Origin of the sequence: Aeromonas sp. WP2-W18-CRE-05 (assembly GCF_014168615.1) — a bacterium.
GTDB classification, from domain to species: domain Bacteria; phylum Pseudomonadota; class Gammaproteobacteria; order Enterobacterales; family Aeromonadaceae; genus Aeromonas; species Aeromonas caviae.
In genome coordinates, this window is the sequence record NZ_AP021923.1 from 1 (window position 1) to 11,369 (window position 11,369).

The 11,369-nt window shown below is 58.4% G+C and carries 17 protein-coding genes; 13 read left to right on the forward strand and 4 right to left on the reverse strand.

The window, feature by feature from the left end; translation table 11 throughout:
* The first annotated feature begins 193 nt into the window (after positions 1 to 193).
* Positions 194 to 1,069, forward strand: a complete 876-nt coding sequence (locus H7R73_RS23875; RefSeq protein ID WP_182951807.1) for a replication initiation protein — start codon at positions 194 to 196, stop codon at positions 1,067 to 1,069.
* 178 nt (positions 1,070 to 1,247) lie between these two features.
* On the opposite strand, the gene H7R73_RS23880 is transcribed toward H7R73_RS23875, so the two are convergent.
* Positions 1,248 to 1,538 carry a hypothetical protein gene (locus H7R73_RS23880; RefSeq protein WP_182951808.1) on the reverse strand — a complete coding sequence of 97 codons (291 nt, stop codon included), beginning with the start codon at positions 1,536 to 1,538 and terminating at the stop codon, positions 1,248 to 1,250.
* Between the two features lie 212 nt (positions 1,539 to 1,750).
* Here H7R73_RS23880 and H7R73_RS23885 point away from each other — a divergent pair, with 212 nt between their 5' ends.
* From H7R73_RS23885 to H7R73_RS23935, 12 genes are all read left to right on the forward strand, one after another.
* On the forward strand, positions 1,751 to 2,152 hold the full coding sequence (locus H7R73_RS23885; protein ID WP_182951809.1) for a MobC family plasmid mobilization relaxosome protein: 402 nt from the start codon (positions 1,751 to 1,753) through the stop codon (positions 2,150 to 2,152).
* A 704-nt stretch (positions 2,153 to 2,856) separates the two neighbouring features.
* On the forward strand, positions 2,857 to 3,558 hold the full coding sequence (locus H7R73_RS24350) for a hypothetical protein (RefSeq protein WP_232092805.1): 702 nt from the start codon (positions 2,857 to 2,859) through the stop codon (positions 3,556 to 3,558).
* Positions 3,559 to 3,900, forward strand: a complete 342-nt coding sequence (locus H7R73_RS24355; protein ID WP_232092806.1) for a mobilization protein — start codon at positions 3,559 to 3,561, stop codon at positions 3,898 to 3,900.
* Between the two features lie 99 nt (positions 3,901 to 3,999).
* A complete protein-coding gene (locus H7R73_RS23895; RefSeq protein ID WP_182951811.1) occupies positions 4,000 to 4,287 on the forward strand; it encodes a hypothetical protein in 288 nt (95 codons plus the stop codon).
* Positions 4,288 to 4,688: 401 nt separating this feature from the next.
* Positions 4,689 to 4,955 (forward strand): CopG family ribbon-helix-helix protein, encoded by a 267-nt coding sequence (locus H7R73_RS23900; protein ID WP_231556881.1) that lies wholly within the window; start codon positions 4,689 to 4,691, stop codon positions 4,953 to 4,955.
* Complete coding sequence (locus tag H7R73_RS23905) at positions 4,943 to 5,236, forward strand: type II toxin-antitoxin system RelE/ParE family toxin (RefSeq protein ID WP_182951812.1); 294 nt, start codon at positions 4,943 to 4,945, stop codon at positions 5,234 to 5,236. Before H7R73_RS23900 ends, H7R73_RS23905 begins: the two co-directional genes overlap by 13 nt.
* Positions 5,237 to 5,248: 12 nt before the next feature.
* Positions 5,249 to 5,545 (forward strand): hypothetical protein, encoded by a 297-nt coding sequence (locus H7R73_RS23910; RefSeq protein ID WP_182951813.1) that lies wholly within the window; start codon positions 5,249 to 5,251, stop codon positions 5,543 to 5,545.
* Between the two features lie 100 nt (positions 5,546 to 5,645).
* Positions 5,646 to 6,017 carry a type II toxin-antitoxin system CcdA family antitoxin gene (locus H7R73_RS23915; RefSeq protein ID WP_182951814.1) on the forward strand — a complete coding sequence of 124 codons (372 nt, stop codon included), beginning with the start codon at positions 5,646 to 5,648 and terminating at the stop codon, positions 6,015 to 6,017.
* A 212-nt stretch (positions 6,018 to 6,229) separates the two neighbouring features.
* Positions 6,230 to 6,547 carry a DMT family transporter gene (locus H7R73_RS23920; protein ID WP_032429244.1) on the forward strand — a complete coding sequence of 106 codons (318 nt, stop codon included), beginning with the start codon at positions 6,230 to 6,232 and terminating at the stop codon, positions 6,545 to 6,547.
* Positions 6,548 to 6,561: 14 nt separating this feature from the next.
* Complete coding sequence (locus tag H7R73_RS23925) at positions 6,562 to 7,851, forward strand: ISL3 family transposase (protein ID WP_023343400.1); 1,290 nt, start codon at positions 6,562 to 6,564, stop codon at positions 7,849 to 7,851.
* A 96-nt stretch (positions 7,852 to 7,947) separates the two neighbouring features.
* Positions 7,948 to 8,373, forward strand: coding sequence for a MarR family winged helix-turn-helix transcriptional regulator (locus H7R73_RS23930; protein WP_042938796.1), 426 nt, complete (start codon positions 7,948 to 7,950; stop codon positions 8,371 to 8,373).
* Between the two features lie 33 nt (positions 8,374 to 8,406).
* Positions 8,407 to 9,732, forward strand: coding sequence for an MATE family efflux transporter (locus H7R73_RS23935; protein WP_065760461.1), 1,326 nt, complete (start codon positions 8,407 to 8,409; stop codon positions 9,730 to 9,732).
* Between the two features lie 24 nt (positions 9,733 to 9,756).
* On the opposite strand, the gene H7R73_RS23940 is transcribed toward H7R73_RS23935, so the two are convergent.
* The 3 genes from H7R73_RS23940 to H7R73_RS23950 all read right to left on the reverse strand — a co-directional run bounded on the left by H7R73_RS23940 (position 9,757) and on the right by H7R73_RS23950 (position 11,117).
* Positions 9,757 to 10,182, reverse strand: coding sequence for a hypothetical protein (locus H7R73_RS23940; protein WP_042938792.1), 426 nt, complete (start codon positions 10,180 to 10,182; stop codon positions 9,757 to 9,759).
* A 58-nt stretch (positions 10,183 to 10,240) separates the two neighbouring features.
* Positions 10,241 to 10,678, reverse strand: a complete 438-nt coding sequence (locus H7R73_RS23945; protein WP_042938790.1) for an HIT family protein — start codon at positions 10,676 to 10,678, stop codon at positions 10,241 to 10,243.
* A gap of 94 nt (positions 10,679 to 10,772) precedes the next feature.
* A complete protein-coding gene (locus tag H7R73_RS23950; protein ID WP_182951815.1) occupies positions 10,773 to 11,117 on the reverse strand; it encodes an FAD:protein FMN transferase in 345 nt (114 codons plus the stop codon).
* Positions 11,118 to 11,369: the final 252 nt, after the last annotated feature.

Consider the following 11,369-nt stretch of genomic DNA (forward strand, 5'->3'; position numbering starts at 1 on the left):
GGAGAGAACGCAGCATACGGGGGCCGTGACTAATCACAGGAACAAGAATACCACATGGATCACGTCAAACAACCCTACACCGCCAATAAGGCGGTTGGTCTTGCTAGGTAATTTCAAGCAACTCCTGCCCGAATTTGTCGAGTGTCAGCCCGTTAAGGGTGGCCCTACCTGCTGGCTACCCCGCGATAGCGCCATGCAGATAGAGCGCATCAGGGCGCATCTCAACGACCGTCATTGGCTGATGATCGATCATGACAACTCGCCAACCGTTCACGCCCACACCCTGTACGACATCGAGCCGAACGTGGTTGTCTACAACCAGACCAATCCCCATCGGCACCAAGCCTTCTGGCTGCTAAAAGATCCGGTTTATTGTCAGCCTGAAGTGCGCGAGCGCCAGCCATATCGTTATCTGACGGCCATTGAGGCCGCCTATGACGAGCGTTATGGGGCCGATCTCTGCTTTGCTCGTCACATCCACCGCAACCCCTGCGCCTTCATCAACGATACCGACTGGCGGCACTGGCGGACACACACGCTTGCCGAGCTCGCTGCGCCGGTAAATCTCTCTGCTCGGCGAGCTAAGGCTCTGGACCATTCCATAAACGCCTCAGAGGGCCGTAATAACGCTTTGTTTGATGAGGTAAGGCGATGGGCCTACCCACAAGTAGAAATCGCTCGCAGCGCTTCCTATGAGGTTTGGCATCGTCAGGTAGTTACCCGAGCCTTGGCTATGTCAGAGCAGATCGTCAGTGACAGAGGGGCATTGCCTGTTCGTGAGGTTGGTTATGTGGCCAAGAGCGTGGCGGGGTTTGTCTACTATCGCTACACCGGTGCGGGCTGCATCCTGACGCCAGAGCTGCGGGCCATCAAGGCCGATCAGGGTCGGAAGGGCGGTCTTATCGGTGGCAAGGTGTCCAAGGGCGGGGGAAGGCCAAAATCAACGAACTGGGAGTTGTGGGAGGCGATCCAGAAGATGAAGGCCGAAGGGCATCCACATAGTTCGATAGCGCAGGATCTTAAAATCTCGGCGAGTACCGTCAGCAAGTACGCCAAAATTTCAAAATAGCGATCGCGAAACAAAGCTATCAGTTGATCCCCCCCCTTTGAGGGGGTCTTTTCCCCCGCAAAGGGTTTTTCTTTGCGGCCTTAAAATCATTCCAGAGAGCGGCTCGGTGCGAGGGGGGTAAGGCCGCTCCCGAAGGGTTGTCCATCAGGCCGTGTGTTTGGCCTGTGGGCAATAGGTCTTATCCCCGGAGCTGTTTGAGCTCTGCTGTTCGCAATGCCCGCAGGATCTCCCCGGCCTGCTCTGGGGTCAGCACCAACACCGACCCTCCATCCCGGATCGCTTGCATTTGGGCATCCAGCCGCTCCACCAATGCCCTATTTATCGTCACAGTAACGTTATTGTCCTGCTGCTTTGCACGATAGGCGGCTTGTCGTTCAGCCCCTGTTTTGGCTGATCCGGTTTTTGGCCTACCCCGTCCGCGCTTGATGCCAAACATGTCCCCAGTTCCCTGATCCGTGGCGTCCTTCATGGTGTTATTTCCTGTCACTGTAACGGTAATTAATTATGTGTCACAGTGACGATAACTAGCAAGTTGCCGCCCCCCTATTTTTTTGCTGTACTGGCATTAAGCCAGCCGACCCCGTATTACATTTCACCCGCTTCGCGGTCTCCATGTATCCGGGGGCTGGTGAGGGGCTCAGCCCCTTCAAACCCCGCGCTGCTACGCCGCTTGGAGAGCCAATGACAAAGCCAGAGCTAAAGACCACAACGGCCAGCCTTCGCCTCGATCCTGCCACCCTGGCCAAGTGGCGCAAGGGTGCCAGGGACGAGGGCCTGACTCTCTCCGACTGGCTGAGAGCCAAGGTGGATGCCGACCAGCAAACCCACATTGCCCCCGCCCGGTCGTGGCGGGAACGAGACCCCCGCCACCTGGCAGACCCAGCGCTAATGCGCCAGCTCGCGGCGTTGGGATCGAACCTCAACCAGATCGCCAGGGCTGTGAACGAATGCCGCCTGGTAGGGAGCCCGGTTCACCTGGTGGAGCTGCTGGCGTTGCTACGTAGCATCGAGGAGAGCGCCGGGAGACTGCTGCCGCAGCTTCCGCCGCCGCCGAACCGGGAGGATGACGGGCATGATGATTAAGTTCCTGGCTCATGGCACCGGTAAGGCCAGCAGTGCGGCGACCTATTTGCTGGACAGTCACGACCACAAGGGCGAGGAACGTGCCGGGGTGGTGGTGTTGCGGGGCGATCCGCAGCAGTTCGCCGCCGTGGCGGACTCGCTCGATTTTCAGCATCGATACCGGAGTGCGGTGATCTCCTGGTCGGAGGAAGAGGCCCCCAGTGACGCCGAGATTGGCGCGGTGCTGGACGACTTCGAGGCGCTGTCCTTTGCCGGACTGGATAGGCAGGACGTGCACCTGACCGCCGTGCAGCACCGGGAAGCGGGAGGCGGTGTCCACGTCCACATCTTGGTACCCCGTGTTCACCTGGGCACTGGCAAATCTCTGAACATTGCCCCGCCCGGACATCGAAAGGACTTTGATGCCCTGCGGGATAAATGGAACTACGGCAAGGGCTGGGCCAGACCAGACGACCCGCTCCGGGCACGGCTGATACAGCCCTCCTTTGACGCCTACAAGGGTCAGAAGGACAGGACTGCCATTAAGCGGCAGATAGGGGATCACCTGCTTGGGGCGGTGGCTCAGGGGCTGATCCGCGACCGGGGCGAATTACTCGAGTACCTGGGCGAGGTGCTCGAATTCGAGATCACCCGCCAGGGCAAGGACTACATCACGATCAGGCCGGAGGGATACCCGCAGGGCATCCGGCTCAAAGGAGAGCTGTATGGAGAAGGGTGGCGAGCTGAAAACACGCTTGAGCGAGAGACTAGCGCAGCGGCAAGCCGAGGAGCTGGCCGAGGTGGCCACGTTGACCGAGGCCAATCTGACACAGCTCAGCGAGCGTTTGACAAAGCATGTGAGCGCCGAGCTGAGTACAACCGGGGACGCTATTCGGCAGCAGAGCGAGCAGATCACCACGTTGTTAGGTTCACAGCAGAGCGCCTTGGAACAACAACAGGCGACCGTGGACGCGCTCAAACGCTTGAGCTTGACGGACTTGGAGAAGATCCAGGAGGGGTTACACAACGCGATCACCCTCGCCCAGGGGAAGGCAGTCGAGCAGGCGATCGATCCACTCAGGACGGCCCTGGCGCAACTCAAGGCGGATGGGGAGGCCCTGAGTCGGGTGACATTCCGGGGATGGCTCAAACCGCTGCTTATCTCGGTGGCTGTGCTCTTGGGCGCCGGGGGCAGTACCTGGGGGGTGGCAGCGTACCTGGCGAACGAGATCACCGGGAAACTGACCGATCTTCAGCGCTTAAACCAGCAGATCAGCACAGCCCAACGGACCCTAGACAGCCTGCCCAAAGGGGTGACGTTCGTGCGCGATGGGAAGGGGCGGTACATCGTGGCGAGGCAGATCGATACGCCGTTCAAGATGGACGAAGGGAAGTACAAGGGCCTGATGGCCGTGGAGGTGAAGTAGATGACCGAGTTAGAGCGGCTGCTGACAGCTCAATTCGAGCGGATGGAGCAACGGCACCAGGACGAGACGAAAGCCTTGCGGGAGCAGCTCGACGCGCAACAGCGCACTTTGGAGAGCTTACAGGCGCAGTTGCAGAGCACCTTGGAAGGGTACGAGACGCACTGCGCCAACTTACACACCGCCTTCGTGGCCTTGGAGAAGAGTACCAGGAGCGAGCTAGCCAGCATGGGCCGGAGTTTGGACCAGACCAACCGGGCTACCGGAGTAGCACTTGGGTTATTGAACAGCAGTGTGAGCACAGTCAAAAGCTCGCTGGAGAGCTTGAGCAAGGCGCAGCGTTGATCGCCGACAGGGCCGAGGAGCTGCGAAAAGAGCAGCGGCGAGATCGTGGCTTGAGCATGTGATATATCGTCACGGTGACAATAATTAAGGAGATCGGGTATGAAATCAGGTCGGTTGGGTACTCCTGACACGGTGGCGCATATTCGCCAGCTCCCCCCAGTTGAGTACGAACTGGCGAGCTATCAAGGCTCCCCGTGGCTATGGGCGGATCGAAGGCCGCTGATCGACATTCTCGATGCGACCATCGACTGGATGAACGATGACGACGGCAACCGCTGGATCGTCATTGATACCGAATACCTGCGCCAGCATGTGGCCCACTATGCCCTGTTGTCCGCCGATACATGGCGGCAACGGTTGCTCGATGCAGGCGTGGAGGTGGATTGAGGTGCGATTGAGTGATCGGTTTCCGGGGCTGATGCTGTGGCATACAGTGGCGGCAATGGCCGCCGTGTTCGCTGCGAAAGCCATTTTGTACTGGGTTGCTGACCGGTTGGGCCTTGGGTCGCTCTACAGCGCCTTGGCGGGGCCTTCTTGGGATGTGGCGGCATGGATAGCGTTGTTGGCCCTGCTGCTGCGGTGGATGAAGGTCTAGCCCGTTCTGCCGCGCTGCGCTTGGCGGCCCCCGAGCCCGCGGCGACAGACTGCGCTAGTCGCCCCAGTTCGGGGGCGACATTGCAGTACTGCAATCTGGTTGTGACGGTGCTTGGATTGCGTGGTAAATTTAGGTATCACTAGGTAATACCTTTGGCTAACAGTGAGGTCTTATGTCCGCAGCTACCAAACCCATGTCTATCAAACTTGATAGCGATACCCAAAGCCGGATCAAGCAGCTAGCTGCTGCCCGCGACCGTTCAGCGCACTGGATGATGCGCGAAGCCATCACCCAGTATGTTGAGCGCGAAGAGCGCAAGGAGGCGTTCCGCCGCGATACCCTCGATGCTTGGCAGGAGTTTCAGGAGACTGGTTTGCATGTCTCTCTTGAAGAGGCCGATCAGTGGTTGGCTGGTTGGGGCACTGAAATTGAAGGTGGTGCACCTGCATGCCACAAGTGATCCTCTCTCCGGCTGCTTTGCGTGACCTTAAACGGCTGCGCGAGTTCTTGCACAGTAAGAGCCCGGTTGTTGCACAGCGAGCAGCCCAAACCATTCGTTCGGCGCTGACCCAGCTCGGGCAACAACCCGCGATGGGTCGTCCTATTGAAGGGCTCCCGGAGGTGTTCCGCGAGTGGGTGATCCCCTTTGGGGACAGTGGTTATCTGGCGCGTTACCGCCTAGATGGCGAAACCGTAGTGATCTTGGCTCTGCGTCACCAGCGCGAAGCCGGGTTTATTTAGGTAATTGCGATTATGGAATTGTGGCGCGAACTGATTGACCTTGAGCGCAGCAACATGACCCGGAGCGGCGAATGGCTGGATCTGGTGAAACGCAAGGCGGAACGGCTCGACGCTGCCAAGAATGTTAAGCGAGAGATAGAGTTAGAGCCCCAAAAGCCACAGAGCAAGAGGGCTCTGCACAAGGCCGATCAGGCAGAGAAAAAGCAACGAAGAGCAGCCAAGGCAGAACGAAGCAAGCAGCGGGCTGAATGGCGGAAGACTTTGCCGCCGGAGCAGGCCGAAGATCAATCAGCTCAAAGCGGAAACTAAAACCGCACGGAAGAACCTTGGTCAGGTTGATGATTCTCCACCGTGGTAAAGGTGAAGAACGGCTATGCGCAAGTGAGGTTCTGGCATCGAAGGGAGGTTTATGGTGACTGCAAACGAGAACCAAGAGATGCAAGTGGATGTGGCTCATGAAGCTTGGCAGGGCACACAGGTTGAGGCTGCATTAAGTGAGGCTGATGCTGGTGACTTTTTGCCGGAAAAAGAGATGGCGGAGAAGCTCAATCAGTTGGGTAAACGGAATAAAGTTGAGATGGACGGTTGGGCTCAGGAAAACCATGAGGCAATCCAAGAGCTTAACCGGATTGTCGAAGAGCACGGTTTGCTTTCCGATGACTTATCTAAGGCCGAGCAGATCATGGAGAGAGTTCGCAAGGGAGAAGAGGTTCTGCATTCGCTGGACGATGTAGAGCGAGAGCTTAGCCTTGATGCTCCGAGGAGTATCACGGATGTGTAGGCGACTGAACCCTTATGATTTTTGGGTAACCGGAATATCTGGTTGATATCTCCTTTGCTGGCAGCCTGTAATTCCCACTTTCTCACCGGAGAATATGGTTGATCAGCCTCCCTTCGCGGGTTAGTATCAGTCCATCTATAGGAGGACGACCTCCCCCACCTTGGGAAGTAATGACCAGGACGACCTGGCCCCGTTATATTTCGGAGGGGTCAATGCCTTGGGTATATCTTCTCGTTGCCGGTGTCCTTGAGATTGTGTGGGCTTACACAATGAAGCAATCTCATGGCTTCAGTCGGCTCTTACCATCGATCATCACGATTTCTACAATGGTGGCCAGCTTCTGGCTGTTAGCAGTCGCCATGCGAACTATTCCACTCGGAACTGCCTACACAATCTGGACGGGAATAGGAGCTGTAGGCGCTTTTCTTGTCGGAATCGCATTTTTGGCTGAACCGGTTAATGCAGCGAGAATCATTGCTGCGATCCTCATTGTTTCAGGGTTGGTGTTAATGAAACTATCCAGCGCCTGACATCGAGGTTATTAATGATGGGTCTCGTTACTGGCCTTATTAACCTCTCAAATTATGAGGTCAGGGACTCCAAGTCGACAGACGACGAAATGCACTTCCAGGTGGACGCACCCGATCCCATCGCGTGCGAGAAATGTGGCGTGCAGGGTGAAATCGTGCGGTTCGGCAAGCGTGATGTTCCTTATCGTGATTTGCCCATCCACGGCAAGCGGGTCACCCTCTGGGTGGTTCGTCGCCGGTACACCTGCCGGGCCTGCAAGACCTCCTTCAGGCCCCAGCTACCGGAGATGGTGGACGGCTTCCGCATGACGCGGCGGCTGCATGAGTACGTGGAGAAAGAATCCTTCAACCACCCCTACACCTTCGTGGCGGCGCAGACTGGCCTGGACGAGAAGACGGTACGCGACATCTTCAGCGCTCGCGCCGAGTTCCTGGGGCGCTGGCACCGATTCGAGACGCCTCGCATTCTGGGTATAGACGAGCTGTACCTGAACAAGCGCTACCGCTGCATTCTGACCAACATCGAGGAGAGAACCCTGCTCGACCTGCTGACCACCCGCCGGCAGGACTTGGTGACCAACTACCTGATGAAGCTGAAAGACCGGCAGAAGGTCGAGATCGTCAGCATGGACATGTGGAACCCCTACCGTACGGCGGTCAAGACGGTGCTACCACAGGCCCGTATCGTGGTCGATAAATTCCATGTGGTGCGCATGGCCAATGATGCCTTGGAGAAGGTGCGCAAGGGCCTAAGAAAGGAGCTGAAACCCTCCCAGAGCCGAACCCTCAAGGGAGACCGGAAAATCCTGCTGAAACGCGCTCACGAAGTCTCAGACCGAGAGCGGCTGATCATGGAGACCTGGACAGGCGCATTCCCGCAACTGCTGGCCGCCTACGAGCACAAGGAGCACTTCTACGGCATCTGGGATGCCATCACGCGCTCCCAGGCAGAAGCCGCCCTGGACGAGTGGATAGCCACCGTCCCGAAAGGCCAGAAGGAAATCTGGAGCGATCTGGTCAGAGCGGTGGGCAACTGGCGCGAAGAGATCATGACCTACTTCGAGACGGATATGCCCGTCACCAATGCTTACACGGAATCCATCAACCGACTGGCCAAGGACAAGAACCGTGAAGGGCGTGGTTACTCCTTCGAGGTGATGCGGGCACGAATGCTCTACACCACGAAGCACAAGAAGAAGGCCTCAACTGCGAAGGTCTCTCCATTCTACAAGAAAACCATCTGTTACGGACTGTCGGATTTCGCAGAGGAACTCAATTACGGGGTCGATCTATCAACCATCTGAGGGTGGTATAAGGTTGGTGGGGTGAAGGAGCCCCATCAACCATTAAATCCGGATACCCTTAGTTAGTTAGCCTAACAAAATACAAAGGAGCACAGCATGACCCTCACCGACAGCCTGAAACGCCTGCAATGGCACATGTGGCACCACTGGCGGCAGTACGCCCAGCACAGCGGCAGCATGGAGTTGAGCAACAGTGAACTGGATTACCTCTACGCCCTGATCTCCGCCGAACACGGCCTGCGCCTGACCGAACTGGCTGAGCGCATGAATGTCAGCAAAGCCAGCGCCAGTGCCATGGCCAGCAAGCTGGAAGCACGCGGCTATTTGCAGCGCCTGCCCTGCACGGAAGACGGCCGCGCCATGCGTTTGCTGGCCACGGCCAAATCCAACGCACTGGAACAAGAAGAACGTGATGTCTACGTGCACACCGCCGCCAGCCTGGCCGAACACCTCAGCCCGGAAGAAATGCAGCAACTCAGCCACCTGCTGGCAAAAGCCTGCCAAAGCCTCGAAACCGATTGATACCACTGCACACCGCTTACCCGTGACCCTCTTATGAACAGCCACAGCCTCACCCGTACCTTCTGGCACTACACCATTCCGGCCGTCGCCGCCCTGATGATCAGCGGCCTGTACATGGTCGTAGATGGCATTTTTATTGGTCACGCCATGGGCGCAACCGGCCTGTCCGCCATCAACATGGCCTGGCCGCTGTCCGGCGTCATGCTCGCCATCGGCATGATGGTCGGCATGGGCAGTGGTGCGCAGTGCTCACTGGCGCAGGGCGCAGCCCAGTGGCCACAAGCGCGCAGCTACCTGGCACAGGCACTCTGGCTGCTGGTGATACTGGGCATCCCCACTGGCGCGATGATTGTTCTGATAGGCCCAGCGTTTATGGCCATGCAAGGCGCACAAGGCGAACTGGCAACGCTGGGCAATGACTACCTGCAGGTAATCGGCTGGGCCGCGCCACTGGTATTTGGCTCTATCGCCCTGCCCCTGTTGGTGCGCAACCTCGGCGCACCGCGACTGGCCACCCTAGCCATGCTGGTGGGTGCACTGACCAACGTCGCACTGGATTACCTGTTCATCATGGTCTGGCAATGGGGCCTGCATGGCGCGGCGCTGGCCACGGTGATGGGCGAAAGCCTGTCGGTGCTGATCTGCCTAGGCTACATCTTCAGCCGGCACAACCCGCTAAGCCTGCAACCAGCGGCCTGCCGCTTCAACCTGCGCCACAGCCTTGAGTCACTGACCACCGGTTTTTCCAGCATGTTGATGTACCTCTACATGAGCCTGGTGGTGGTGTTGCACAACCTGCTGTTTATGCACTACGGCAGCCCGCTGCAGGTGGCCGCCTATGCCATCGCCGGCTACCTGATGGCGTTTTATTACATGTTTGCCGAAGGCGTCTGCGGCGGCATGCAGCCCTTGGTCAGCTACTTCTACGGAGCCCGCGAGCCGGACAAAGTGCGCCGCGTGCTGCGCCTGGGCCTGCTCACGGCAGTCGGCAGTGGCCTGCTGATGACGGCGGCCCTGCTGCTGTTGCCCAAAGCCTTTGCCAGCATATTCAGCGGCAGCGATGAGGCCCTGCTCGACGCCAGCGCCACGGGTATTCGCCTGCACCTGTTCGCCATGTTTCTGGATGGTTTTATCGTCCTGGCCGCCAGCTTCTTCCAAGCCATGGGCCAGGCCCGTTACGCCACGCTGGTGACGGCGGGCAACATGCTGATCCAACTGCCCTTCCTGGCCATCCTGCCGCTGATATGGGGCCTCAACGGCGTCTGGCTGGCGCTACCACTGTCCAACGTCTGCCTAAGTGTGGTGGTGATCTGGATGCTCTGGCGTCAGTTGCAGCAATTGAAACGCCTGGCGCACTGAGGCACGCCAGGCGCGGGCACTGCCTCACGGCGTCAACGGCACAATATCAAAGCCCTTGCGGTTGTCGCTGAGGATGCGGAACTGCTGCTGCGTGCCCGGCGTAACCTTCACAGCCAGTTCGCGGCGCAGGCGGCCTTTGCCGCACAAGGTGTCATCCATTTCATCGATGCCGATGCCGAGCACCCGCGTGCCGGCCGGTACTTGAAACTGCGCCTGCTCGCCGACGCCAATCCGCGCGGCCACTTGTCGATCGACCAGAATGGCCACGTAACACCCGCCGCCCATGCCGCCGAAATCACGGTTGACGGTCAACTGGCCGCCTTGCGTCAGCGGTGCCTGATAGCCCAGCAAACGTTCAGCCGGTACAGGTTTGATGTACTCAGCCTCGGGCTGCCACGAAGAACAGCCCGCCAACAGCACCACCGGTAAAACCGCCGCAATCAATCGCATAATCGCCCTCCATGGGCACCGAACAAGGGGGTACAGAGCCGTTTTGGTCCGTCCGGGGTCACGCGGCCAGACGTGCAACGATACGGGCCTGCAGTGCGGCCAGCGCTTCGGGCTCTGCCTTGCCACCGGCATGCACGGCCAGCGCCTCGCCTTCAAAACGCGGGACGATGTGCATGTGCAGATGAAACACCGTTTGCCCGGCCGGCGCGCCATTGAACTGCGCCACTTGTACGCCAGCAGGCTGCAGCTCAGCCACCAGCGCTTTGGTCAGCATCTGCACAACGGTGATGACCTTGGTCAGGCTGTCGGCATCCACTTCCAGCAGGTTACGGGCCGCCGCGCGCTTGGGGATGACCAGCGTATGCCCGAACGACTGTGGAAATACATCGAGAAAGGCCAGCACATCGTCATCTTCATAGACCTTGTAGCAAGGTGCTTCACCGCGGATGATCTTGGCAAAGATGTTTTGGTTGTCGTAGTCGCCGTGCAGGCTCATCGGGGTTCTCCGTTGCGCGAGGGATGAAAGGGCTTAACCATACCGACTTCTGCGCAACAGGCAAAACCCACGCAGTTCCAACCCGTCTGGTGCCTTAGAACCCGACCATCACCTCACGCAACTCCTCGCCTTCGCGGACAACAAAAATCGCACTGAGGCCTCTCGCTGTGGCCACCTGCGTACCGCGCTCCACGCCCAACACCATCAGTGCGGTCGCCCACGCATCGGCGTACATGCAACTGGCGCAAAGTACCGATACCGAAGCCAGATCAGAGGCAAGAGGTGCCCCCAGATAGGGGTCCATCGTGTGGGAGAACACGCTGCCATCACGCTCGCGCCAATGGCGATAGTCGCCCGATGTCGCCATCGCCGTTTTACTCAGCGCCAGTGAGCCCAGCACCTCACGGCGACCCTTAATGGGTTTTGTGCCCTGTATCAGGCAGCTAAAGACGAGGCGTTTGCTTCACCAGGTGAAGAGTATTCAGCCGCATTTTATTACTTGTCGCGGATCAACTGGCTCGGGCTTATGGATGCTCAACGAATTGCCCAAGAGGCTTCAGAGCGGGTTTTATTCGTTCGAGGATATGTGAAGGAAAGTTAAATGCGGCTAACGTTGCTCAGGTCTAGGCACCTGCGGTAACGTACTGTCCAGAAAAGACAAACCCCCGCAGCTACGCGATTCTATCTTGGC

Coding starts and splice junctions, on each gene's coding strand:
- H7R73_RS24350 (WP_232092805.1), top strand. CDS start 2,857: ATGGAGAAGGGTGGCGAGCTGAAAACACGCTTGAGCGAGAGACTAGCG.
- H7R73_RS23925 (WP_023343400.1), top strand. CDS start 6,562: ATGATGGGTCTCGTTACTGGCCTTATTAACCTCTCAAATTATGAGGTC.
- H7R73_RS23880 (WP_182951808.1), bottom strand. CDS start 1,538: ATGAAGGACGCCACGGATCAGGGAACTGGGGACATGTTTGGCATCAAG.
- H7R73_RS23910 (WP_182951813.1), top strand. CDS start 5,249: ATGGAATTGTGGCGCGAACTGATTGACCTTGAGCGCAGCAACATGACC.
- H7R73_RS24355 (WP_232092806.1), top strand. CDS start 3,559: ATGACCGAGTTAGAGCGGCTGCTGACAGCTCAATTCGAGCGGATGGAG.
- H7R73_RS23900 (WP_231556881.1), top strand. CDS start 4,689: ATGTCTATCAAACTTGATAGCGATACCCAAAGCCGGATCAAGCAGCTA.
- H7R73_RS23945 (WP_042938790.1), bottom strand. CDS start 10,678: ATGAGCCTGCACGGCGACTACGACAACCAAAACATCTTTGCCAAGATC.
- H7R73_RS23905 (WP_182951812.1), top strand. CDS start 4,943: ATGCCACAAGTGATCCTCTCTCCGGCTGCTTTGCGTGACCTTAAACGG.
- H7R73_RS23940 (WP_042938792.1), bottom strand. CDS start 10,182: ATGCGATTGATTGCGGCGGTTTTACCGGTGGTGCTGTTGGCGGGCTGT.
- H7R73_RS23885 (WP_182951809.1), top strand. CDS start 1,751: ATGACAAAGCCAGAGCTAAAGACCACAACGGCCAGCCTTCGCCTCGAT.
- H7R73_RS23895 (WP_182951811.1), top strand. CDS start 4,000: ATGAAATCAGGTCGGTTGGGTACTCCTGACACGGTGGCGCATATTCGC.
- H7R73_RS23875 (WP_182951807.1), top strand. CDS start 194: ATGCAGATAGAGCGCATCAGGGCGCATCTCAACGACCGTCATTGGCTG.
- H7R73_RS23930 (WP_042938796.1), top strand. CDS start 7,948: ATGACCCTCACCGACAGCCTGAAACGCCTGCAATGGCACATGTGGCAC.
- H7R73_RS23920 (WP_032429244.1), top strand. CDS start 6,230: ATGCCTTGGGTATATCTTCTCGTTGCCGGTGTCCTTGAGATTGTGTGG.
- H7R73_RS23915 (WP_182951814.1), top strand. CDS start 5,646: ATGGTGACTGCAAACGAGAACCAAGAGATGCAAGTGGATGTGGCTCAT.
- H7R73_RS23935 (WP_065760461.1), top strand. CDS start 8,407: ATGAACAGCCACAGCCTCACCCGTACCTTCTGGCACTACACCATTCCG.